This window comes from Telluria sp. LT2P80, assembly GCF_059685955.1.
On record NZ_JCASIO010000015.1, the window covers coordinates 23,088 to 44,953 of the forward strand.

The 21,866-nt window shown below is 55.0% G+C and carries 24 protein-coding genes and 2 pseudogenes; 8 read left to right on the plus strand and 18 right to left on the minus strand.

Annotated features, from left to right (window positions below):
• Positions 1-6 precede the first annotated feature (6 nt).
• The 4 genes from AC56LW_RS23130 to AC56LW_RS23145 form a co-directional block, all read right to left on the minus strand.
• Complete coding sequence (locus AC56LW_RS23130; RefSeq protein WP_499561060.1) at positions 7-1,275, minus strand: efflux RND transporter periplasmic adaptor subunit; 1,269 nt, start codon at positions 1,273-1,275, stop codon at positions 7-9.
• On the minus strand, positions 1,272-2,447 hold the full coding sequence (locus AC56LW_RS23135; protein ID WP_499638034.1) for a TolC family protein: 1,176 nt from the start codon (positions 2,445-2,447) through the stop codon (positions 1,272-1,274). Before AC56LW_RS23135 ends, AC56LW_RS23130 begins: the two co-directional genes overlap by 4 nt.
• A gap of 261 nt (positions 2,448-2,708) precedes the next feature.
• Positions 2,709-3,044: a cation efflux protein, CzcI family gene (locus AC56LW_RS23140; protein WP_499561064.1), complete on the minus strand. Its 336-nt coding sequence runs from the start codon at positions 3,042-3,044 to the stop codon at positions 2,709-2,711.
• 56 nt (positions 3,045-3,100) lie between these two features.
• Positions 3,101-5,371: a heavy metal translocating P-type ATPase gene (locus AC56LW_RS23145; protein ID WP_499561066.1), complete on the minus strand. Its 2,271-nt coding sequence runs from the start codon at positions 5,369-5,371 to the stop codon at positions 3,101-3,103.
• An 89-nt stretch (positions 5,372-5,460) separates the two neighbouring features.
• Between AC56LW_RS23145 and cadR the strand changes: the two genes are divergently transcribed.
• The 6 genes and pseudogenes from cadR to AC56LW_RS23175 all read left to right on the plus strand — a co-directional run bounded on the left by cadR (position 5,461) and on the right by AC56LW_RS23175 (position 9,721).
• Positions 5,461-5,853: a Cd(II)/Pb(II)-responsive transcriptional regulator gene (cadR, locus tag AC56LW_RS23150; protein WP_499561068.1), complete on the plus strand. Its 393-nt coding sequence runs from the start codon at positions 5,461-5,463 to the stop codon at positions 5,851-5,853.
• 173 nt (positions 5,854-6,026) lie between these two features.
• Positions 6,027-6,190 (plus strand): annotated as a pseudogene (locus AC56LW_RS23155) (transposase); the annotation flags it as partial.
• Between the two features lie 517 nt (positions 6,191-6,707).
• Positions 6,708-7,514: a hypothetical protein gene (locus AC56LW_RS23160; RefSeq protein WP_499561070.1), complete on the plus strand. Its 807-nt coding sequence runs from the start codon at positions 6,708-6,710 to the stop codon at positions 7,512-7,514.
• Positions 7,511-8,767, plus strand: a complete 1,257-nt coding sequence (locus AC56LW_RS23165; RefSeq protein ID WP_499561072.1) for a tyrosine-type recombinase/integrase — start codon at positions 7,511-7,513, stop codon at positions 8,765-8,767. Before AC56LW_RS23160 ends, AC56LW_RS23165 begins: the two co-directional genes overlap by 4 nt.
• A gap of 88 nt (positions 8,768-8,855) precedes the next feature.
• Positions 8,856-9,038 (plus strand): antitoxin VbhA family protein, encoded by a 183-nt coding sequence (locus AC56LW_RS23170; protein ID WP_499638037.1) that lies wholly within the window; start codon positions 8,856-8,858, stop codon positions 9,036-9,038.
• 68 nt (positions 9,039-9,106) lie between these two features.
• Positions 9,107-9,721, plus strand: a complete 615-nt coding sequence (locus tag AC56LW_RS23175; RefSeq protein ID WP_499561076.1) for a hypothetical protein — start codon at positions 9,107-9,109, stop codon at positions 9,719-9,721.
• Positions 9,722-9,907: 186 nt separating this feature from the next.
• Here AC56LW_RS23175 and AC56LW_RS23180 read toward each other — a convergent pair whose 3' ends face one another.
• The 8 genes from AC56LW_RS23180 to AC56LW_RS23215 all read right to left on the minus strand — a co-directional run bounded on the left by AC56LW_RS23180 (position 9,908) and on the right by AC56LW_RS23215 (position 14,700).
• Positions 9,908-10,318 (minus strand): FmdB family zinc ribbon protein, encoded by a 411-nt coding sequence (locus AC56LW_RS23180; protein ID WP_499561078.1) that lies wholly within the window; start codon positions 10,316-10,318, stop codon positions 9,908-9,910.
• A gap of 103 nt (positions 10,319-10,421) precedes the next feature.
• Positions 10,422-10,925, minus strand: a complete 504-nt coding sequence (locus AC56LW_RS23185; RefSeq protein ID WP_499638040.1) for a hypothetical protein — start codon at positions 10,923-10,925, stop codon at positions 10,422-10,424.
• A 96-nt stretch (positions 10,926-11,021) separates the two neighbouring features.
• On the minus strand, positions 11,022-11,240 hold the full coding sequence (locus tag AC56LW_RS23190) for a hypothetical protein (protein ID WP_499561082.1): 219 nt from the start codon (positions 11,238-11,240) through the stop codon (positions 11,022-11,024).
• 610 nt (positions 11,241-11,850) lie between these two features.
• Positions 11,851-12,396 (minus strand): hypothetical protein, encoded by a 546-nt coding sequence (locus AC56LW_RS23195; protein WP_499561084.1) that lies wholly within the window; start codon positions 12,394-12,396, stop codon positions 11,851-11,853.
• A gap of 119 nt (positions 12,397-12,515) precedes the next feature.
• Positions 12,516-12,692: a hypothetical protein gene (locus tag AC56LW_RS23200; RefSeq protein WP_499561086.1), complete on the minus strand. Its 177-nt coding sequence runs from the start codon at positions 12,690-12,692 to the stop codon at positions 12,516-12,518.
• Positions 12,693-12,831: 139 nt separating this feature from the next.
• The gene (locus AC56LW_RS23205; RefSeq protein WP_499638043.1) at positions 12,832-13,398 is read right to left on the minus strand and encodes a hypothetical protein; all 567 of its coding nucleotides are present in this window, start codon (positions 13,396-13,398) and stop codon (positions 12,832-12,834) included.
• 140 nt (positions 13,399-13,538) lie between these two features.
• Positions 13,539-13,868 carry an H-NS histone family protein gene (locus AC56LW_RS23210; protein WP_499561090.1) on the minus strand — a complete coding sequence of 110 codons (330 nt, stop codon included), beginning with the start codon at positions 13,866-13,868 and terminating at the stop codon, positions 13,539-13,541.
• Between the two features lie 205 nt (positions 13,869-14,073).
• Complete coding sequence (locus tag AC56LW_RS23215) at positions 14,074-14,700, minus strand: tyrosine-type recombinase/integrase (protein WP_499561092.1); 627 nt, start codon at positions 14,698-14,700, stop codon at positions 14,074-14,076.
• A 286-nt stretch (positions 14,701-14,986) separates the two neighbouring features.
• On the opposite strand from AC56LW_RS23215, the gene AC56LW_RS23220 reads away from it, so the two are divergent.
• Together AC56LW_RS23220 and AC56LW_RS23225 are read left to right on the plus strand one after the other, a co-directional pair.
• Complete coding sequence (locus AC56LW_RS23220; RefSeq protein WP_499638046.1) at positions 14,987-15,205, plus strand: hypothetical protein; 219 nt, start codon at positions 14,987-14,989, stop codon at positions 15,203-15,205.
• A complete protein-coding gene (locus tag AC56LW_RS23225) occupies positions 15,198-15,890 on the plus strand; it encodes a nucleotidyl transferase AbiEii/AbiGii toxin family protein (RefSeq protein ID WP_499561095.1) in 693 nt (230 codons plus the stop codon). The genes AC56LW_RS23220 and AC56LW_RS23225 overlap by 8 nt, the downstream gene beginning before the upstream one ends.
• A 1,173-nt stretch (positions 15,891-17,063) precedes the next feature.
• Here AC56LW_RS23225 and AC56LW_RS23230 read toward each other — a convergent pair.
• The 6 genes and pseudogenes from AC56LW_RS23230 to AC56LW_RS23255 all read right to left on the minus strand — a co-directional run bounded on the left by AC56LW_RS23230 (position 17,064) and on the right by AC56LW_RS23255 (position 21,564).
• Entirely contained in the window at positions 17,064-17,291 is a 228-nt protein-coding gene (locus tag AC56LW_RS23230) for a DUF8220 family protein (RefSeq protein ID WP_499638049.1), read from the minus strand.
• Between the two features lie 161 nt (positions 17,292-17,452).
• A complete protein-coding gene (locus tag AC56LW_RS23235) occupies positions 17,453-17,683 on the minus strand; it encodes a YdeI/OmpD-associated family protein (RefSeq protein ID WP_499638063.1) in 231 nt (76 codons plus the stop codon).
• Positions 17,660-17,860, minus strand: a pseudogene (locus tag AC56LW_RS23240) (hypothetical protein); the annotation flags it as partial. The pseudogene AC56LW_RS23240 and the gene AC56LW_RS23235, both read right to left, overlap by 24 nt.
• Before the next feature lie 199 nt (positions 17,861-18,059).
• Positions 18,060-20,087 (minus strand): hybrid sensor histidine kinase/response regulator, encoded by a 2,028-nt coding sequence (locus AC56LW_RS23245; RefSeq protein ID WP_499638052.1) that lies wholly within the window; start codon positions 20,085-20,087, stop codon positions 18,060-18,062.
• Between the two features lie 444 nt (positions 20,088-20,531).
• Entirely contained in the window at positions 20,532-21,026 is a 495-nt protein-coding gene (locus AC56LW_RS23250) for an energy transducer TonB (protein WP_499638054.1), read from the minus strand.
• A gap of 130 nt (positions 21,027-21,156) precedes the next feature.
• Complete coding sequence (locus tag AC56LW_RS23255; RefSeq protein WP_499638057.1) at positions 21,157-21,564, minus strand: hypothetical protein; 408 nt, start codon at positions 21,562-21,564, stop codon at positions 21,157-21,159.
• Positions 21,565-21,866: the final 302 nt, after the last annotated feature.

Genomic DNA, 21,866 nt, shown 5'->3' on the forward strand with positions numbered 1-21,866 from the left:
CCCCTTTTAATGGCCGTGCTCGGCGCTACCCTTGCCGAGTTCGGCCTTGAGTACAAAGCTTCCGCCGTTGACATAGCGCGTACCTGGGCGCAAGCCTTCGAGGATTTCGACTCCTTTGCCGTCGATGGTGCCGGTCACGACCGGCTGTGCGCGAAAGCCGCCTTCAACGGCTACGAAGACAACGGTCTTGTCTTCGACCGTCTGGATGGCGTCGACAGGCACAGCAACTGCGGCCTGTCTTGTTCCTTGCACCAGCATGACGTCGACGAACAGACCTGGACGCCAGGCGCCGCCCGGGTTGGCGATAACTACGCGCGCAGTCGCAGTGCGCGTCTGTGCCCCGACCAACGAACCCACGTAGCTCACTTTCCCAACAGCAGTCAGGTCTGAGCCAGTGGCTGTGACGGTCGCGGATGCGCCGCTGCGCACACTCCCCAAATCTTTTGGCGTGACAGCGACGTCTACCCAGACCCGCGACAAGTCAGTCAGTACGAGCACATTGGTGTTTTCCTGCACCGCTTCGCCCAGAGTGATGTGCTTCTCCACGACGACAGCGTCAAACGGTGCACGCAATTCGTAACGGTTCAATGCGCCACCTGCGCCTGAAACTTCGAGCGCTGCCAGTTTCGAGCGGGCAGTCTGCAGGGCCAGCTCAGCCTCACGCAATGCCTGCTCCGCCTGTTGGTAGTCCTGCTGGGCAGAAATGCGGTCCTGCCACAGTTTTTTCTCACGCTCGTAGACGGTTTTTGCCATCCCGAGCCTGACCTGCGCTGCATTAGCAGCGCTTCGCAGGTCGGCCAGATCAGGGCTGGAGATCACAGCAAGCACTTGTCCCTTCTTGACTGTTTGCCCCAGCTGCGCGGGAATAGATTCGGCCACCCCGCTCAAGCGCGGCACGACGTGCGCCGTCAGGTCGTCGTTGACACGAACTTCGCCAGGAAGCTTCACCATGTTATTGATCGTGGCCGGCCCGGCAATTAAGGTCGTGATCCCCGCCTTCTCAGCCTGCGTGACCGACAGCTTGACCAACCCTTCGTCGTCATGCTTTTCTTCTGAACCCTCTTTTTCTTCTGAACCCTCTTTGCTGGCGGTGCGGCTTTCTTTGGCTCCTTCTGTTTTCTCGGTCTCGGCGTGGCCATGGGCATCTTCGCCTGCGCCGACTTCGCCACCGTTCTTGTTCCAGAACAGTATTGTCATCGCCAAGACGGCGCCAATGGCCAAGATCGCGGCGATGATCGGCAGACTTTTCTTCTGGTGATTGCTTAGTGATTTCATTGCATGTGTTCCTTGAAAATAGCTGTGCCGTCAGGGCCAGCTGTGGGCGCGACACGTTCAATATCCGTGGCTGCCCTATAGCGCTCCGAAAGGCCGCGCAGATAGAGCGTGCGCGCCTGAATCAATGCGCGTTGGGTGTCAAGTACGTCGAGGAACCCAAATTTGCCGAGCTCAAAACCGATCACGGCGGCGTCGTACGCTTGTTGTGCCGCCGGCACCATTTCAGTCTTGAGGCTATCGAGTTGTAACTGCGCGACTTCGGCACGTTGGCGTGCATCGGCGAGTTCTTGGTACAGGCGTAGGCGTTCAGCTTCCAGCTCGTCGCGTGCTTGGTCCACGCGTCTAAGGGCAGCGAGCATGTTGCCTTGGTTACGATTAAACAAGGGCAGCGGTATGGAAACGCCAAATACTGCTTCACTGCCCCCGCGCTCGCGATCACGCTGAGTTCCCACCGTGACTGATAAATCCGGTATCCGTGCCGAACGTTCAATGGTCACCTGCGCGTTTTGCCGACCCACTTGCGCCTCGGCTTGTCGCAGTTGCGGCGATGCACTCATGCGTTGCTCGAGTTCTGCCATGGCAGGAATGGCGGCGAACTCGATGGCCGGCATCTGCAAAGGCTGTTCGACGGCACGCGAAATCCCCATCAGCGCAGCGAGCCGGCGCCGAGCTGAAGCCCGGTCGGCCATCGCCTGAGTAAGTTCCATGCGCACGGCCGACTCTGCCACGCTGGAGCGGGTCTGCTCGACCGGCGATATCTTGCCTGCGGTGACACGACGACTTGCGGCATTTGTCGCGCGCCGGGCAATCTCCAATGCTGCTTCGGCGAGGACAACGCGCTCCTGCGCAGTCAATGCTTCCATATAGGCCGCCATGACGTCCGCGCGCAGCGTAGCGCGTCGAACATCTAGTGACCGGGCAGCTAGCAACTGCTCCTGTTCGGCGGCAGCGACACGCGCCCCACGTTTGCCGCCAAGCTCGATAGTCTGGGTAATTTGTGCTGTCTCGACTCGAGAACGACGGTCGGTCCCTTCGGTCGACAGGGACAGCTCCGGATTCGGCAGAACACCGGCCTGGATGCGGCCGCCCTCGGCGATCCCTATTGCGTGCGATGATGCGCGCAGACTGGGGTTATTAGCATACGCCGCGCGAATAGCCTGTTGGAGAGTCAATGGGAGCTGCACAGTATCGGCAACCCCCGGCGGTATAGTTCGGTCGCGCAGTACTTCCGACTGCGCTGTTTGAGCGTAAAGAGGGGCCGACTGCGCAAGCAGCAAGAGCGCCCCCAGGATCATAGATCTGTATTGCATGGATAACTCCGAGGTGAAAGAATCGAAAGCTATCCGGCGACTGCGCAAGCGCCGACCTTGCGCCAAAGCGCACGATCGGAAACAGCGAGGATTACCTGGAAATAAAAGGGATTGCCGCCGGACTTAAATGGCGGCAGCCCACTGGGGGCGCTCAGGAGGAACCTGGGGAACTGAGGCGAATTTGACGTTAATACTGGTTGGCGCAATGCCTGCCGTAAGCAGATACTGCGTAACAGGTGCGGCCGCAGGAGCCAACACAGCATGAGCACAAGACGAACAGTGCGAGTGCTGAGCAATCTTTTTGGTCGAGGCAGGCTTGCCATCATCAGCAGCTTTCGCTAGCTGATCGTGGGCATCGGCCTTGTGTTGGTGATGTCCGAGGTGCTGCGCCGCGCGCCCGGTCTCATGCATGCAATAGGCGCTGATCGCACTCCAGGTGAACTGGAATGCGAGCATCATCAGCAAGCAAGTGAGAAATCGGCGGGTCATGGGCGGCAGTATAACATCGTGCACTGTTAATGGTTGCGCTCATGCAGGTTTATGCGCAATAAACGCATGCCATTAAAAATGACGAGCAGGCTTGCGCCCACGTCGGCGAAAACGGCCATCCAGAGAGTCGCCCAACCAACGATTGCGAGTATCAAAAACACGATCTTAATCAGAAGGGCGGCGCCGATATTTTGCCTTAGGATGGTCCCGGTAGCGCGGCTAAGGACAATAAACTGCGGCACTTTGCGAAGGTCGTCTTCCAGCAGAGCGACATCGGCCGTCTCGATCGCAGTATCAGTGCCCGCTGCGCCCATGGCGAAACCGATGCTCGAGCGTGCCAAGGCTGGCGCATCGTTAATGCCATCACCAACCATCCCTACGCTTCCATGGCGTGCCAGTTCCTCGTCGATGACAGAGAGTTTTTCTTCCGGCAGCAAACCGCCTCTGGCATCGTCGATTCCAACCTGTCGCGCAATGGACGCTGTTGCAGCAACGTTGTCGCCACTGAGCATCACGGTGTGAATCCCGAGGCGATGGAGACGCTCGATGGCCTCAATGCTTGTTGGGCGGATCGTGTCGGCCACGGCTATGATCGCAAGGACACGTTGCCCGTTGATCAGGGCGACAGCGGTCTTGCCCTCGCCTTCCAGTTTTGCGATCAAACTGCTAGCCTGTTCGTTTGTAATTCCTAGTTCGTCCAACAGTCTCGTGTTACCAAGGTGATACAGAACGCCGTCGATACGCCCTTGCGTTCCACGCCCACCAAGGGCCTTGAAGCTCTCTACCTCAGCCAGTTGCGTGCCTGCCAACTCATCATGCCAATGGCGACTGATGGCACTGGAGACCGGGTGGTCCGAGCGTGCGGCGAGCGACGCGGCAAAGTACAACGCGGCCTCATCGGGATCATCGACAGGAACGACGTCGGTGAGCGAAGGTTTCCCACGCGTGATGGTGCCCGTCTTGTCGAGCGCGATGTAACGCAACTTCGCGCCCTGCTCCAGGTAGACACCGCCCTTGATCAGCACTCCCGCTCGAGCGGCGCGCGCCAGGCCGCTCACCACCGTCACCGGTGTTGAAATGACCAGTGCGCATGGACAGGCGATGACGAGCAATACCAGCGCTTTATAAATCCAGTCCATCCACTCTCCGCCAGCAAACAGAGGCGGCAAGATTGCTACGAGCAATGCGACGAAAAATACAACTGGGGTATAAACGGTGGCGAAGCGATCAACGAACCGCTGGGTCGGAGCCCGTTTTCCCTGGGCTTCCTGCACAGTTCGAATGATGCGCGCCAGAGTCGAGTTGCTATGTAACGAGGTGACCTGGTATTCGAATGAGCCGCTCTCATTGATCGTCCCGGCAAATACCTTGTCCCCTGCGACCTTCGCGACCGGCATGCTTTCCCCGGTGATGGGTGCTTGATTGACGGTAGACTCACCGGCGGTGACCTGGCCATCCATGCCGACACGCTCACCTGGCGCAACGCGTGCAAGAGCGCCGACATTGACACCGGCGGCATCGCGCTCTGCCCATACGCCATTGTTACCGCGAACAGTGACACGATCGGGCGTCAATGCCATCAGACCTTGGATGGCATTGCGTGCGCGATCAAGAGCATGAGACTCGATCAATTCGGCCAGTGAGAACAAGACCATCACCATTGCGGCCTCCGGCCACTGCCCAATAAGCACGGCGCCAGTGACCGCGATCGACATCAGTGCGTTGATGTTCAGGTTCCGATGCCGTAGCGCGGCCCACCCTTTGCGATAAACGTCCGGCCCGGTGAGCGCGATGGCTAGCACCGCAAGCACAATTACCAAAAGTGAGTTCTCGTCTCCGGTCGTCCATGCGATAACTTCGGCACTAACCGCCGCTGCCAAGCCAAGCAAAAGTTTGATGAACGGAGCGCGCGACGGCGCGGCGGGGGTGACTTGGTCCGCTCGGGTTTCACTGGGCTTCGAAGAATCCGGCTGATCCGAATCCTGGATGCGAATGGGTTCCGGAAGTGCCATTGGCACCGGCATCATGGCAAGTGCGCGGATCGCCACAAGAATGGGCTCAGGAGCAGGCAGCGTGTGGGTGACCCTCAATTGGCGTTGCATCAGGTTAAAGTCGAGCGCTACGACGCCAGGCAGTTTGGCGAGTGCATGGCGAAGGAGACGTTCTTCCGTGGGGCAGCACATCTGCGCGATGTGGATCGTCACTTCGTGCGGAGCGTCCTCTATCGTCACTTCGTTAGCAAGCGACGCTGCAGGCGGTTTGATTTCGCAACAGGATTTCGACTGGCATTTCGACATGGTCGTCTCTCAGATTGGTGTATAGTCGCCATTTAAATCCCTGAAGCGGGTACAGGGTCAAGCACTATTTGCGTAAAGGGACCGATATCATGAAAATAGGCGAACTGGCCCAACGCTCTGGGTGCCTGGTGGAAACCATCCGATATTACGAACAAATTGGGTTGCTGGCCCCGCCCGCTCGCAGCGCAAACAACTATCGATCCTATGGGCATGCGCACGCTGAACGCCTAGACTTCATCAGGCATTGCCGCGCTCTGGATATGCCACTAGACGAGATTCGTAAGCTCCTCGACCTTCGGGACTTCCCCGAGCAGGACTGCGCCGAGGTCAACGCTTTGCTGGATCAGCATATTGCAGAGGTAAGTGCACGGATTGCGGCGCTGACGATGCTCGACGAGCAATTGAGGCGCTTGCGCAGCAGATGCAACAGCACGGATGCAACTCGCTCGTGCGCGATACTCAACGCACTCGGAGGCGTCTGAATCAAAGTAGCTGAAACCGCAAACGACGTTGTATGCATGTGTCGACGTGTCGAGGTGCTGTTGCAGAAATCGACCCGTGCAGCCTTCGAGCATGGTATAGGTAAGCTTATGGCATGAGTGCCCCAAAATAACCGAAACACCGAACAACCCACTGGAAACTCTGCAACACGGCGGTGAAGGCGTCCGGCTCCCTGCTCATTTCACAGCACAAGGACATGTGGTGCCGGCCGTGCCAGCGGCAAACGGGGCCGCAGCTGAAAATACAGCAAAACGGCGATGCAGCTCTCCTCGACAAATAAAAGGCTTGTTCAGCCTTCCCCTGCGCCAAAAGATGGGCCCCGACCTGAGTCAATGCCAAAGCCCGAAACGCTATCCCGGCGACCCGTCACCTTGGCAGGAGGCCCGCGCACCGCGGCTGTACGTGCCTCTGTCGAGATAAATCATTTGTTCGCTTTAACAGCGGTGTCATCACTACACGTGGCCGTGACTTGCCGGTTCCCAAGATCAGCGAGCGATCGAGATGATTCTCGGCGCGTTTCGCCAGAGTCAGTGTCGCTATGTGACGGTGTTTAGGTACTTTTTTTTCAGTGCGCGCTGAGTGAGTATTGTTAGGTACAGGGTCGCGTAAATCGAGCGCAACCAGATACCTAAAACTTCGTCATTGATTTAACGTCGTTTCAAATCAAAGACTTAGTACCGAGCTCAGTTAGTAGATTTAGGTAAGAGCACTTGCGTTTCACCCTGCCGTGTTCGAAAACTGACTTTACGCGCTGATTGATCTGCCTGGCGCAGCATTGCGGCCACGCCCCCAGCGCCAACGAAAGAGCACCACCTTGGCCCGAATACCGTTCCAGATGTCCGACGAGCAAGCGAGTAAGCTGCTGCTGTTTGTCTCGCCGCTCAAAGAGAAATATCCACCTGGTCGCCCGTCGAACAGGCCATTCGTGCATGAGTTCATTCGGGCTGTCCATACAGCGACTGGGCGGACGTTCAGTCCAGCGATTTACCGGCGCCTGCTTAATGCTTACGCGCCTGATTACAAGCCATCGACCAATACGCTTGCGCTCGAAAAAGAAGCCGTTGAACGGGAGATCTCAGGTGCGGCGGCGCCGGCGTCGGTTCCCGATGCAGCGGCCCCGAGCTGGCTAGCGCCAACCGGCGACATTGATGGCTTGATAAGGGGTGCGGTTGAGGATGTGTTGGCACGTCAGCTCGGCGCCGTAGGAAAAGCAGTCCAGGGAGAGCAGCAAATGGCTCAAACCTACATTGCCGACCTTTGCAACCGCCTTGCGGCCTCAGACCGGGCGTTGGCAGAAACGCGAGGGCTCGCTGCCAAGCTGGCTGCCGACCTCCAGGTGTCGACGGAGCGTGTAGCTGATGCGACCGCGAGGCTGCATCAGGCCGAAGCGTCGGCGCAGGCGCTGCGCGAGGCTCATGGTGCAGCAATGCAGGCAGTGGCTGACGAGCTTGCCGAGATACGGAAGTTCGCCATGCGCTCCATTGATGACGTGCGTGGGGAAACCCGGGCGGAGCGTGACCGCCGGAGCCAGCTTGAAGAACTGCTGAAAACGAATGAACGATTGATGGAAGTGTTTCGCCAGGCCGCCTATCAGCGCGGCGGCGCGATTCCTCCTGAACTGCGCACGGAGCAAAAACGATGAAGAACGACCTGATTGTTCAGCCAAACGCCCTCCCCACCCGCCCGATCGACTCTACGCCGCATATCTTGGGCGCCGTGGTCGACGACTGGCACGCAATCGAGGTCTGGCTCGCAACGGTGGCGTCCAACAGCCGCAATGGGAAGACATCCACGGTTGCCACATATCGCTTCCACCTTGCGAAGCTGCGGTGGTTCTGCGAAAAGGTGCTCGGCCGCCCGCCTTCGACATGGAGCATGCAAGACGTTGAGGCGTTCCGCGATTTCCTCAAGGAGGTGCCGCCGCGGTACCTTCCCGCGAATAAGGGCGAACCGAACCACACTCCCTTTAAGTCGCAGCCTTCAGTTAGCTCGCAAAGCGACATCATGCGGTTCACGAAGGCGATGTTCGGAGCCTTGCAGGCGAGCGGATATCTCCAGCGCGACCCAATGGCCATGACAAAGGCTCCAGCAGCCCGGCGCCTGAACGTGTCGCGAGCGATTCATCTTGATGTGTACGACACGGTCCTTCATGTGATGGACGAGCAGGATCGCTCATGCTTGACTGACCGACGCCGGCATTTGCGTGATCGCTTTATCCTCGTATGTCTGCGCGAAGCGGGATTGCGTGCGACGGAAATTGTCGGAGCAAAGATGGGCGCGTTCACGCAGTTGGCAGATCCTGCGAACCGCAAGACGTACTGGGTGTTCACTGTGTCCGGTGAAAACGCTAAAGGAGGCAAGGAACGCCCAGTACCGGTGACAAGCCTGTTGATGGACGCACTGATCGCCTACCGCCTCTCGTTCGCCCTGCCCCCCTATCCTTCGCACGGAGATTCAACGCCCCTGCTGCTGTCGCCCCGCACGAAGAAAATAGAGCTTAAGGGAGGCGCGATTACACGTGCGGCCGACAAACGCTTCTTCGGCGCTTGGGCAAGCGTAACCACGCGCCAAGGCCTCAACAAGATCATCAAGGCTCGCCTGTCCGATGCTGCCGCGGTCATCCAATCCCGAGGGGATCGCGCTACAGCTGATCGGCTCAGGGAAGCATCTGCGCATTGGCTGCGCCACACGTTTGCCACGGCCGCACTCCTGAAAGGGCAAGATATTCGTACCGTCGCCTCTATGCTCGGCCATAGCAGCGTCGAGACGACGATGAACTATACGCGCCAGGGTGCGCTTGACGTAGTGCGTGCGAGCGAAAAGGTCGACTTTGGCGCTATTGCGCAGGTTCAATCGCCGGCAATTTTTGACGACATAGAATCCGTCCCAAAGTAGTAGCCAGGCCGTTATCGAAAATGCGTAAATCGGCGCACCAGGATGTGTAAGCTGGCCCTAATACTCGCCAGAAAGATGTTAATAAATCATGGCTGCCACAAGACAAGACCCCGAAAAGGCGGTAAAGCGAGCGTTGGCTAATTCCGCGTTGGAAGGCTTGAAGCCCGATTCGGAATTCACTGCGTTACTCAATCGGTATATCGACGGTGAAATTTCACTAGATAGTGCTCTTGAGTACACCAGGACGCAATACAACAGGCACCCGGTCTAGATTGTTGTATTCACGACTACTATTATGTTCATCTGCTCGATGGGCTCGATAATTTAACAGGGAAAGAAATGGCGAAGAAATTTCAGATGGTGTGTGGGCTTTGGGTGAACCCCGACTTTTCGCAGGTGCTCGCGGGCCGAGCGCAGCCGCCGCGGGTTAACCATTCGGATGTGGACTTTGCCGCTCTCCATGCTGCGATCTGCGAGCTATTTCCTTATGGTCCGCCAGTGCATATCCAGCTGCCAAACGACACGATCGACCAGGTCGCCGTCCACGTGCGCGCAAGTGGAAAGCACAGCGCCTCAATGCGATGCGAAGATTTCGGCGCTGCACTTCTCAGCTGCGCGAAAAAGGACAACGACGAGATCGTCGACGTTCGCGCTTCATGGGCTCCACTACATGAGCTGCCGGATCGCGCTTTCGCCCCGCCACCAGTTATCTTGCCGTTCGTTGTAACCGCTGAAGACTTCGAAGATGCAATGGTCTGGCATGCGAGCACTAGGCCAAGGATTGGACTGCCAGCGTTCGATATCATGGATGAGATGTCGAACCCGGGGAAAGAGCGAGAAGAGAACGGCACTTTGCCGGTCGAATTCCGGGCAGCTCTGCAGCGAATCTTTGGCACGCCGTATGACCCGATGACCGTTCTTGACCGCATGGCCATTGACAAGGCGCCGCGTTGATATGACTTAGGCTAGGGCACCAATGCCTAAAATGCAGGCACGCCGATAGAACCCGCATGCCTGCTGCTTTTCATGTCTGGATTGAAGGTGTTCTCCACACGGATTGTGGATATCCTGACGATGCGTGCATGTTCAACAGCGGCTATCTCGGTCAACCCGTTGAAGCTTTTCTTCTTCCTCCGGCCTTCAATCCAGGATCGGGTCGTCTGAGAGCCACATTAGCGCACCGTCTCGCTCAGTGCCGCCAATAGCCGTCCACGTCCTGCCGCTCTCATCAACGGCGATGCACCCCGGTTGCCAATGGTTTGGGTTGCGCAGCTTGTCAACCCAGGCATCGGCGGTACCTTTGAAAATAATTACTACGCCCCCGCGGCCGGCATAGCCCTTTTCCTCCCGCCAGCGCTGTGCCTCTTCGATCGGTGGCTTGACGGATTCGGCACCGAAGGTCACGCCGCCGTCCCATTCGAGAAAGACCTTGGCGCCGCACGAACTGCACTCATGCGGGGCGCCGTCGTGCGCATCGCCGGGCAGATACACTTCGCCTTCGTGCCGGCATTGAGCACATTTGTACAGGTACAGCACGTGGGCCTCATCCATGGGTGTCTTCGATCATGATGTGTGTGTCATTTTCCGAAATAAATACGACTAATCTCCATGGCCCTCGAATTCGCTCTGCTGCACGAGGCTATTTTCCGTGATTTCAGCTTCGCCGACCTAGGGGCCAGGGAGAGTTCACGAGTGTTAGCAGCTCAGGGTCGAACTCAGCGATGGCAGCGTGCGAATGTGGAACCGACCTAAAGTCATCTATCGCGTTGAGAATGAGGTTTCTCGCCTCATGTTTCAAATCCGCCTCAAAAAAGATGTCATCAACTGCGGCCACTTTCTTTCGTGTGTCTCCTGCGTGCTTAAGCGCGTTGTACACAAACACGTCGAATCCAATGTAACGCTTTACCTGGGCCTCCCAGGCCTTCGCGTCGAAGGGCTCGCCGGAACGCATCTCCGTCAGTTTGGTTGCTAGCTCCGCGCTCGCTCGTTGGCTGGATTTACCACCCCTCTCTTCAACTATTGGATAGCAGACGTTCACCACTGCACCCGCCAGCAGAATGCACTTCACGTAGTCGGCGTCCGTTGTTGCCGTTTCAAAATCCTTGGCCGCATTGAGTAAGAGCTGCCCCGCGATATGCAATTTATTGTGCTCTGCCATGGTTCCTTTTTCCTCGTTGGCCAGGCACAGTACCCGACCCTCTCATTGACGACGCCAGCTCGTGGCTGGCATCGGTACCGCTGGGTTTTCCGAGGGTTACTGACGCTTTACCAGCACATAGATGAATCCTGCCACGCTGACCATCGTGGCAAAAATCCCCATTAAATTTGGCAACACATTTGCCGAGGGAAGCCCGATCTGGACCGATGCCGTAGCGAGTTCATTCCAGTTGAAATAGGTGGCAATCGCGATGAAGATGCCGAGCATTCCGAGTGCGGGGCCAGGGGATAACTGATTTGCGAAGAAGTCGCTCATGTTTGCCTAATTCCTAGATTTTTTTGTCAGCTTCCGGCTGGCTATCGGGCGCGTGGCGCGCTTTCGGATGTTTGCCGGCACCGTGCCAGCTCTCACTGCACCAGGCCCGTCATGCGGGCCGTGGATGCTGCTGTGCGGATTTTCTTGGTTAATTCCAGCCAAGTAGTTTAGTCAAGCCCGCGATGACCAAAGCGAGCAGTACTGCGCCGATCACTCTGGCCACTGCGTGTTCGTGCAATTGCTTTACAACCGGACGGCTCTGTACTGCCATGAGCGCGGCTTGGACTGGCGCGATAAGAGTGTTCGGCTCCTTCAACTTTGGGAGAATGAAGGCTAGGTGGCGTCGGACAGCTTCTTGCTCTTGCGCTGGCAAGGCCGTGTCGTATGCCTTCGCAATGCTCGCTGCTGTGGACGAACAATAATGTTTGACACAAGCTCCCCTATGAAAGTGGGCGATTTCGATATGCAGCGCGTCAAAACAATGTTTGACACAAGCACCGGTCGAAGCCTGCCTAGTTCAAAGTTTGCAACAATAAAGTTTGACACAACGCCCAGAGCGTTTCGGTCCCACGTGACCGGCTGCTATCGACCCGAAGCGGCCATTGATGGCTCAGGAGAAGGATGGTGCTGCGTTGAACCGATTGTCAACATTGGTTGCAGCATAGAATCGGCTCGTTTCCGCTCGCGGGTACTGCGAGACTCGAACCGTTTGGAGGTGCCGGCATTTTTCAAGTAGAGCAAGCAATTTGTCCGGTGGGCAGACACCGAAAAGCTCCAGATGTGCTAGCCCGGGGATTGCCGCCAATGGTTCAAGCGATTGGATGGTGGTCGTCTTCCGTGATGCGTCCCAACTTGGAAGAGTTGACAAGGATAATGACGTCAGCTGCGTTAGTCTGGCTAATGGCGCGATATCAAAAATCTTAGGCATATGCAGCACGCTCAAAAAGCGCAGCTTTTCAAGCCTTGCGAGGAATTCAAAGGACTCATCAGGAAAACCAGCGATCACCAGTTCTTCCAAGTCACATAGTTCTGCCAGTGATCCAAGGCTCCTGTATTTGCAGAACCAAACCTTCGCACTATGTACAGATTCAGGATCGGCGACTTGTGGAAATATCCGGGAAGGATCCCGCATCAATTCCAGGTGTACTCCAGACATGCCATCCTTCCATTTTAATGCGTTAGCGTTACCGAAAGTTCGCTTCTGGCCGGTTGCAGACCTACAGGTTACGTCTGCTTCCAACCCAAACCGGACGTTCACTCCGGCGAACGCGCTATCTATCGATCCTGTTTCTTTTTCTGAGTAAGCGACGATAAGCCTGCTCCTGCCAAACCAACAAACAAGCCAACGAACAGTGCGCGACCCCAGTCAAATTCATGGGCGGCACTTAGAAGACCTGTAAAAAGCAGCGTGCCCACTGCCGTACCAAGTCCAAGACTAACAAAGTACTTCATAACATTTCCTTTTCGTGCAATTTGCATGGGGTAATTGTCCGCTTGTGGCCGAACCCGGCCGTTCAGGCCAGCATAGCAGGTTGCCAGGTTGAAAATCCAACGGCGGTCGCGACAGGCCGGAATCGACGACCCTAAACAGTCATTCCAAAGCAGCATTCAGGACAGCTAAAACCTTGGCTCCTGGATACGAATGGCGCTCCGGATAAGCATGTCGGTGGTAGCTCCAGTAACTTGTGATTCGGCGTCCAAGTGTCGCCAGATATGCAGAATTCTCCAATGCGAAAGCCCGCAGCGTGGCAGGATTGTGCTCGCCAATGGCGTTAGCGACGTCCTCTATAATCTCGACAACGTATTCGCCAGCAAGCTGAAGAACATACGGCGTGAGCCAGGGCGCTTCGTTTTTAACCAATTCCCGAAGACATTCTTGACGTAAATAGCCGTCGTAATGGCGCGTCCCCAAGCACAGGAGTGTTAGCCTAGCTGCAGCCTGCAACTCCCTTAGTTGCCGACGTAATAGGTCAGGATCGTAGTAGACCCGATAAGGTATGCGAAGCGCTTCGCCCTCCACGTTGACCATGAACGCATGTCTGTGCGGATGCCACTCGCCGATAGTCACGGAGGCAACAGCGTCACGCACGGCAGAGCGCAGCCTTGACGGGAATGCCGTAGCTTCATCACATCTGGCTTCACAACGGACGAGAAACATCAGAATCCTTCATCAATACTGCTGGCTAAAATCATCTCACTGCTGTGCTTCCAAAGGGCCGCTTTTGGCCGAAAGCTGCGTATTCAACAACTGCTGTCGGTTGAGCTAGCACGGAGAAATATACCTGTGTACCGTTGAAATTAGATTCTGAAGTCTGCCAGTTGCTTGCCGCCAGCGATGCCTTCTGCGATCCATTTCGGCTGGCGTCCACGGCCCGACCAAGTTTGACCTTTTTCAGCTGGATTGTGGTACTGCGGCTCTACCTTTTGCCCTTTCCCGTTCGACGACTTTTTCGAATTTACTGCGAGCAATTCCTCGACTGTCACGCCTACGTCCTGTGCAATCGATAGAATTTGCTGACGTGCTTTTGCTAAGTCGCCTTGTTGGCGGTTCTTGATTTCTTGGCCGATGCCATGCTGGAGTTCCTTCAGTTCGCTAAGGCTGTAGCTTGACAGGTCGATCTTAGTCATTTTGTTTCCTTTTCAGTAAGTTATAACGTTCTGGTGCCGATTCTACTACGTGCTCATTAATTCACATGTCTTACGAAGCACCGTCAGCGGTCTTCTAAAGGGCCTGAACAAAGCATGCGGAATGATTTGAGTTATCTGCCCTACTACCTTGAGCAAACGATCAGGTTGACAGAATACCCCCCGACATCGGCCGGCGGCAGTAAGTCTAAGCCTCAGTTTGCTCGGAAATTTCAAGTGCGTCATCAACTTCGATGCCAAGGTATCGAACTGTGCTTTCGAGCTTGGTATGCCCTAGCAGAAGCTGAACCGCACGAAGGTTCTTGGTCCTTCGATAGATGAGTGTCGCTTTCGTTCGACGCATGGTGTGGGTGCCGTATGCTGCGACATCAAGCCCTATTGAAGTAATCCACCGTCTGACAATGCGAGCGTACTGGCGCGTGGACAAATGCGGCGACCGCTTGACTCTGCTTGGGAAGAGGAACGCGTTGTTAGAAAGCTTGGCTCGGTCAATCCATGCCAACAGCGACTGCCTTGTCATGTCAGTGACTTCAAACTGTACTGGACGGTGCGTTTTACGCTGCATGACTATCGCACGATGCATGATGCTACGTCCCTGTGCGATGTCGCTAACTTTCAAGCTCAGCAGGTCACAGCCGCGCAATTTGCTGTCGATTGCCAAGTTGAATAGGGCAAGATCCCTGACTTGTTCAGTCAACTGTAGGCGAATTCGGATGGCCCATATCTCTTTCAATTTCAATGGACTTTTCTGGCCAACCAGTTTCCCCTTATTCCAGGCAGCTTGAGAAGCCGACGTCTGCATGCACGGTTTCATGAGGTCCTCCTTAGGAATCGGACCTTATTTTGGCGTACTCTTGCTGTAGTTACGGACGGAGTCGGATGGCGTCACCCAACCCATTGCGGACCTTCAAGTACGGTGTAATGGAAAATCGTTCAACAACCGTCACCCCTCCTGGGGTGACACTGGAAGCCAGTAGCTTTGATTGATAGCAAAGTGAACCGATTTTCCTGGGTTGACTGGTCTCGGGTAATTTGGACCCTCATCAGGAGTGCACGGGCAAGGCGTTGACTTTCTGCCGGGAAGACCGATAATCGTTCTCATGAAAATCCCACCGCTCACCCTGAAGATCGGGGACTACCCACAACTGGCTCTGCTTGCCTGGAGCCGGCGGCCGGACGATGTCATCACGGCAGAAGAGGCTTTCGGGCTCTACGAGAGCAACTGGCGTTTCGTCGACCACAAACAGCTGGATGACCAGGAGCGCGAGCTGATCGATGGCCTGACGGAGACCTGTGGCCATGGGCTGATGAGTGTTTAAGCGCGACCACCATAATCGCATTCAGCTCCTGCTGGCCGCCCTCGACGCCGACTTCCTCTCCCAGAACAAGTGCTTCTTCGGCGGCGGTACCGCGATCGTGCTTGCTTTGAACGAATACCGGGAATCAGTCGACATCGACTTTCTCTGCGCTTCTCAAGAAGGCTATCGCGAGCTGCGCAATACAATCCATGACACGTCCTTAGGCGCTATCTTCTCCCGGCCGGTGCAGTTAGCGCGCGAGGTACGCGCGGACCGGTACGGCATACGCACATTTCTGCGCATCGACGACGTGCCAGTGAAGTTCGAGATCGTCAGCGAGGGACGTATCCAGATTGAAGGTGAGATGAACACGGCGACAGGTGTGCCGACCCTCTCTCGCGCCGATATGTACGCTGAAAAGCTACTGGCCAACACCGATCGGTACCGCGACAAGGCAGTGGCTAGCCGAGACATCATCGATCTGGCCATGATGATCGGTCATTGGGGTGCAGTACCGCAGGCAGCCTGGGATAAGGTACGCCAGGCTTACGGTTCGTCATCAGATCGTGCCTTCCACGGCGCAATCGAGATGGTGAGCGATCGCGCTTACTTGGCGCAGTGCTTAGCCAAGATGCACATGGCGCTCGAGCTCGTGGAGCAGATCCCGGCAGTCCTGCGGGGAAAGGCGTCATTCACGTCGTCATAGCCGCCATCGGCAAGCGCGACGGAGGTAATCGCCGCGGCCACGCGTGGCGTGCGTGCCGTGTATGGCAGTGCTCTTGTGACATCGGTAGCGCCTGAGAACCCGGACGAAAATTGCGACGCACCCGCTTCCGTTCCCCTAGGCAATTAGCGGGCTAGCCGCGGCTCGCGTGTCTTACCTGTCTTAACGCCACCAACAGAGGCAGGCCCGTGGCTGGCTGCTCCCAACCCTCAGCGGACTGTGGAGCGGAGCATTCCCGCTAATGTGAAGGTAGCTGAGTGCTGACGGTCAAGTATCGTTTGTTTCAACTATGTATCGGTTTTTCGACTTCGTTAGCAAGAGGAGAATTAGACGACGCAGCTCTACGTTTGCGTGCTTCCACAACTAACTTCTTGGTATGGTCACGGCGTCGTCGGACTGCGTCTTCAAGCTCTGCCGAAGTCATATACTGCGGAGGTCTGTTATCGAAAATTATCATCGTATTGAATCGAATGGCTTGGTTTATTTTCTTGACTGAGGCGTCTTGTAGTCAAAATCCTCCTGACTTTCAGCCCGTACTGTTCGGATCGTGCCTAAGATATTTACAACTGAGAAGGGCTTGGTAATGAACGCATCAACATATGGAGATAGGTGCTCAAGGCGTCCAAGTCCGCTTATTACGATAGTCTTGATGTTTGGCTGTATTGCTTTTACTTCCCAAGCGAATCGCCTGCCATCTGGATCGTCCCTAGTTGGACAGAAAATTATTGTTCCAAACCATACACCTAACAGCATACTCAAAGCGATGTCATGGGAATTAGTAACGATAGTACGGTATTCGAAAAACTCGAAAACGTCGCTAATTGTTTGACGGATTAGATCATCGATTTCGACGATAAGAATAGAATGTGCCACCGTAGATCATTGTAAGAATAAGACTACATTTTAGCTTATATTTACTTATCTATGATTGCCGTCAATACAAATAAACTTGCAATTCGTCTAAAAATAGTTTCAGAATAACAACTTGGCTAACGGATTGAGCCTGGGAATGCATTCGTTTTTGCTGCTTTGACATTCACTATAGTTTAGAAGATTGCAATTAAGAAAATTTCTCTAAACGTTATCGACCTGGATTGACTGTCTGCTCATCGCAACGCAACGCGAAGGATCGTAGACCTTCCTGTGTTCATTTCCCTAGAAGACAATGCCCTCAATGCCCATCACTTCGCGCTTGGGTACACGGCGTTTCGAAATTGCTGTGAAAGCGGCATCCAATGTTCGCGACGAATGGTTTTTGTAGCCTTCATCGATAAAAGCTATGTCTAAGCCATCTTGGAAGATGAGGGAGAATTCCTCATCAGTCGCAGCGAAGATGTCACATACCGCGTTAGCGGCACCATCAAAAATCTGAATATTCTTCACGCATGGTTCCTTCCTCCGTCTGCTCTTGGCCAACCCGGTGGTTCGAACCAGCATAGCAGGTTGTTCGATTGAGAAGCCAGCGGTGGCCGCGACAGTCTGGAATCGACCCAAAGCAGCCGTTGCTACCCCCCTCGCAATCGCCCACAAGCATTGAGCTGAGATCAAGTTAGTCGCTTGCCCGCTGCACACTCTTGCATCAACTGCTCCAGTCGCTTGCGACGTGTCTCCTGCCGCTTTGCACTCGTAATCCAGTTCAGGATGGTCTTGCGATGGCCAGGTGGTGCGGCTTGGAAGTAAGCCCAAGCCGCAGCGTTGCGCTCAAATCGCTCGCGATCGGGAACATCCAGCTCCGGTATGTTGCTCCGCTCGTGTGCGATGTCGCTAACTTTCAAACTCAGTAAGTCACAGCCGCGAAGCTTGCTATCGATGGCCAGATTGAAAAGGGCCAGGTCCCTGACTTTTTCCGTCAGCTGAAGGCGGATTCGGATTGCCCATATCTCCTTCAACTTCAACGGTATCTTTTGGCCGACCAGTTTGCCCTTGTTCCAGGCCGCTTGATGAAACGGCATCTGCACGTTCGGTTTCATGAGGTTCTCCTTTGGAATCGGACCTCATTCTGGCGTACTCATCGTGTAGTGACGACCGGAAGCACCCGACCCAAACCCGCCGCTCAACGGCTGCCTATGTTCAGTACCTTGCCTCGCAGCTATGTGTATGACGCTGGAAGCGAGGGTAAGTTCTTGTCGTTCATGAAGCCGGATCGAGCGCTCAAGCTCGCCCACCTTCCACGACGTTTTTTTGCCCTAAGTTGGCAAGTAGCAAGGCCAACTGCGTCATGTCAACTGGCTTAACAAGATGATGGTCAAATCCGGCAGCAGCGGTACTTTGCTTGTCCTGCTCCTGTCCGTATCCAGTTACTGCAATTAAAAGCGAAGATGCTGATTCAGGCTGCGCCCGCAACCGCCTCGCAAGTTCGTTGCCATCAATCTCCGGCAAGCCAATATCCAGCAGAAAAGCCTCCAGATGTTTTTCGCGGGCCAACTCCAGCGCGCGTCGAGAGTCATTCTCGACAATCACTTGATGTCCTTGCGCTTCAAGGAACATGGCAAGCATAGTGGCGGCATCTACATTGTCGTCTACCACCATGATTCGCAGGCCGCTATGCCGCACGCTTTCCGAACGATCTGGCTGAACTTCTGTTTCTGCAGTTGAAACCGAAATTCTTGGCAGCGAAACCGTGAATCTACTACCTCGGCCCAAGCCGGCACTCTCCGCCTCCACAGAACCACCGTGTTTTTCGACTAAGCTTTTCGTCAGTGATAGTCCGATTCCCAATCCACCCTGCGCTCGATCTGTTGTTCTTTGCGCCTGACTGAACATGTCGAACACTTTGCTCAAATAATCAGATGCCATACCAATACCGTTGTCTTCTACAGTAATCAGAACAGTGGCGCTACGCACTGCCAGTTTTAGATCGATTGCTCCACCTTCAGGAGTGTACTTTGCAGCATTGTTTAGCAAGTTTGCGACCACCTGCACGAGGCGCTTGCCATCGCCTCGAATATAGGCTGATTCAGGGGACGTGTGAACAGCGATGTGATGGCGACGCACTTCGATCAGTGGGCGGACTTGTTCAACGGCTTCCGCCACGATACGCTTTGCATCAAGGTCAATCGTATCTAGCGTGACGAGGCCACGCGTTACACGAGAGACGTCGAGCAGGTCATTGATCAGACTGGTCATATGCCTGCCCTGACGCGAAATTATCTCGCTCGTTTGCTTGACACGCGCTTCGTCGAACTTCGCAAGCCGAAGCACTTCCGCAGCAGCCATGATCGGAGCCAAAGGATTGCGTAGTTCGTGCGCCAACATTGCCAGAAACTCATCCTTGCGGCGGTCATTCTCAAGCAAAGCTTCTTCCATCTGCTTTCGCTCCGTTATTTCAACGGCTACGCCTGCAAACCGCTGCTTACCGGTTCTCGCGTCAGTAAACATTTTTCCCTTCGCGGTAACCCATACCACCACTCCTGACCGTTGTTTGATCCGGTAATCGATGTCATAGCGTTCTCCATTCTTGATCGCTTCTGCGACAGCTGCTTCCACCAACGAGCGATCTTCAGGATGAATCCGGTCGGTAAAGACGTCGATGTTAGTACCATTTCGTGCGACCTGAAGGTCGACTCCGAAAAGAGCAGCAAAGCGCTCGTCCATAGAGGTCATGTTTGTTTCGGGATCAACAACCCATGTACCAATATTTCCTGAAGCCTCTAAAGCTAGGCGGAAGCGTTCGTCGCTATCCTGAATCCGTGAGAGCGCAGCTACCTTTTCGGTCGTTTCTACTAGAGTACCCAAGATGCCGCCAACGAAACCGTCTTCATCGTGTACGGGACTAAAACAGAATGTAAAGTAAGTGCGCTCGGTGTAGCCATGTCGGTGAACTACGAAGGGTCTGTCGTCGAAATTTTGGGTTATACCTGCGAACGCCTTTTCGGCGAGTGAACGTACAACATCGGAAATCTCAGGCCATAGCTCGGTCAGGGGAAGACCTTGCCCAAGCGAAGTCTTTTTCCCCAAGACCCTTGCATATTCGTCATTATAGAAAGTGTAGAACTTAGGTCCCCAAGCCACGAACGATGCAAAGCTAGAGCACAACGCTGTACTTAAATTTGCGCGAAGTACAAGGGGCCACCCATTGATAATACCCAATGGATGAGCCGACCAGTCTTGGTTAGAGATGCTTTTTCCACTTGCGCCAGCGAGCGGGAATACTTGTTCTACAGGGAAATTTTTATTCACAGCAAGTACCGTTACTGTTGAGTTGAGCGCTGGAGGGGTTTAACTGAATGAACCATAACATATTGGATTTTTTAAGCCGCCACTGTTATTTCCGTCAAATCGTACGACTTGATTAGAACAGTCTGTCTGGGCGAAAAGCTCTACCTTGTCCGTACAGCGGTAGCTAACCACCATGGACACTCTTGGCCGACTGTTGCCGGTTGCAATAAGCCAAGCTCGATCCAGAACGCGACTGTCCGGTATTCGCCGATCTAACGCATCGTGATGGACCGCTTTTGGCCGATATCCGCCGTTCATCTTATGGCAGCTGTCAACCCGAACAAGCCACGAGAAGTAAGCGACATGACCCAAGGCCTGCAGCGGCCCTTACGGCACCTTGAGGCTTTGTTTCTCAGCTTCCTCCACGACATTCATTTTTTAATATTTGGTAGAGCGACGGATTGCTTAAGGCTGGACAGCGGCATTAGGTGGCATCCGGGAACTGCCGGTGGGGGCTAATGACCAGACGTACTGGACTGGAGCCCAAGCGCGCTGTGGCTGGCTATCTTTTACGGCTGGCTTGAATCGGCATTTGGACAGGGCCGAGCGAGCCGCCTCGTCGAGCGATAAGTCGCCGCTGGATTTCAGGATAACGGACTGGGCGACGCTGCCGTCGGTATCGATGAGGAAGCGGATAGTCGTGGTGCCCTGTAACCCGCGCCGGCGCGCTTCCTTTGGATATTCGGGCCTGGCGCATGTGACGTTCTTCTCGGCCGTCGTCGTTGTGCTGGCAATTGCGGTGCTTCCGCGCGTGAAGGTGCCTGCTTGTGCGGCGGGCGCCTGTGTACAGCCGGCGAGGCTGGATAGAGTCGAGATAAGGGCAAGGCCAAGGAGGGCGATCGCCGCATCCGATTTGAGACGTAAGTTCGCAACGACGACCGCTCGTTTAATCCGTAACATAACACTCCTATCTGTCTGATCCGCTTCTGGCCGAACCCCGCCTGTCGGCGCAGCATAGCAGGTTGTCAGGCTAGAAAATTCTCAAACTGTCACGAAGGACCGGACCCGACCCGAAGCGGCCGTTGATGGCTCAGGAGAAGGAAGGCGCTGCGTTAAACCGATTGTCAACATTGGTTGCAGCATAAAATCGGCTGGTTTCCACTCGCGGGTACTGCGAGATTCGAACCGTTTGGAGGCGCCGGCATTTTTCAAGTGGAGCAAGCAATTTGTCCAGTGGACAGACACCAAAAAGCTCCAGATGTGCCAGCCCAGGGATTGCCGCCAATGGTTCAAGCGATTGGATGGTGGTCGTCTTCCGTGATGCGTCCCAACTTGGAAGAGTTGACAAGGATAATGACGTCAGCTGCGTTAGTCTGGCTAATGGCGCGATATCAAAAATCTTAGGCATATGCAGAACGCTCAAAAAGCGCAGCTTTTCAAGCCTTGCGAGGAATTCAAAGGACTCATCAGGAAAACCAGCGATCACCAGTTCTTCCAAGTTACATAGTTCTGCCAGTGATCCAAGGCTCCTGTATTTACAGAACCAAACCTTCGCACTATGTACCGAATCAGGATCGGCGGGTTGTGGAAATATTCGGGAAGGGTCCCGCATCAGTTCCAGATGTACTCCAGACATGCCATCCTTCCATTTTAATGCGTTAGCGTTGCCGAAAGTCCGCTTCTGGCCCAGGCTGTGTAAAAACACCACTTCGTGTAAACGAAACCGGTTGAGGAAACGTTAAGCCAGTATCTCATCAATGCAGGGGCCAGATGAAACGCTTTATTGAAGGTGAAGACCGC

What these genes read in the sequence shown, in the direction of transcription:
- AC56LW_RS23130 (WP_499561060.1), bottom strand. Translation starts at nt 1,275, where the DNA reads ATGAAATCACTAAGCAATCACCAGAAGAAAAGTCTGCCGATCATCGCC.
- AC56LW_RS23140 (WP_499561064.1), bottom strand. Translation starts at nt 3,044, where the DNA reads ATGATGCTCGCATTCCAGTTCACCTGGAGTGCGATCAGCGCCTATTGC.
- AC56LW_RS23145 (WP_499561066.1), bottom strand. Translation starts at nt 5,371, where the DNA reads ATGTCGAAATGCCAGTCGAAATCCTGTTGCGAAATCAAACCGCCTGCA.
- cadR (WP_499561068.1), top strand. Translation starts at nt 5,461, where the DNA reads ATGAAAATAGGCGAACTGGCCCAACGCTCTGGGTGCCTGGTGGAAACC.
- AC56LW_RS23160 (WP_499561070.1), top strand. Translation starts at nt 6,708, where the DNA reads ATGTCCGACGAGCAAGCGAGTAAGCTGCTGCTGTTTGTCTCGCCGCTC.
- AC56LW_RS23165 (WP_499561072.1), top strand. Translation starts at nt 7,511, where the DNA reads ATGAAGAACGACCTGATTGTTCAGCCAAACGCCCTCCCCACCCGCCCG.
- AC56LW_RS23170 (WP_499638037.1), top strand. Translation starts at nt 8,856, where the DNA reads ATGGCTGCCACAAGACAAGACCCCGAAAAGGCGGTAAAGCGAGCGTTG.
- AC56LW_RS23175 (WP_499561076.1), top strand. Translation starts at nt 9,107, where the DNA reads ATGGCGAAGAAATTTCAGATGGTGTGTGGGCTTTGGGTGAACCCCGAC.
- AC56LW_RS23180 (WP_499561078.1), bottom strand. Translation starts at nt 10,318, where the DNA reads ATGGATGAGGCCCACGTGCTGTACCTGTACAAATGTGCTCAATGCCGG.
- AC56LW_RS23185 (WP_499638040.1), bottom strand. Translation starts at nt 10,925, where the DNA reads ATGGCAGAGCACAATAAATTGCATATCGCGGGGCAGCTCTTACTCAAT.
- AC56LW_RS23190 (WP_499561082.1), bottom strand. Translation starts at nt 11,240, where the DNA reads ATGAGCGACTTCTTCGCAAATCAGTTATCCCCTGGCCCCGCACTCGGA.
- AC56LW_RS23195 (WP_499561084.1), bottom strand. Translation starts at nt 12,396, where the DNA reads ATGTCTGGAGTACACCTGGAATTGATGCGGGATCCTTCCCGGATATTT.
- AC56LW_RS23200 (WP_499561086.1), bottom strand. Translation starts at nt 12,692, where the DNA reads ATGAAGTACTTTGTTAGTCTTGGACTTGGTACGGCAGTGGGCACGCTG.
- AC56LW_RS23205 (WP_499638043.1), bottom strand. Translation starts at nt 13,398, where the DNA reads ATGTTTCTCGTCCGTTGTGAAGCCAGATGTGATGAAGCTACGGCATTC.
- AC56LW_RS23210 (WP_499561090.1), bottom strand. Translation starts at nt 13,868, where the DNA reads ATGACTAAGATCGACCTGTCAAGCTACAGCCTTAGCGAACTGAAGGAA.
- AC56LW_RS23215 (WP_499561092.1), bottom strand. Translation starts at nt 14,700, where the DNA reads ATGAAACCGTGCATGCAGACGTCGGCTTCTCAAGCTGCCTGGAATAAG.
- AC56LW_RS23220 (WP_499638046.1), top strand. Translation starts at nt 14,987, where the DNA reads ATGAAAATCCCACCGCTCACCCTGAAGATCGGGGACTACCCACAACTG.
- AC56LW_RS23250 (WP_499638054.1), bottom strand. Translation starts at nt 21,026, where the DNA reads ATGTTACGGATTAAACGAGCGGTCGTCGTTGCGAACTTACGTCTCAAA.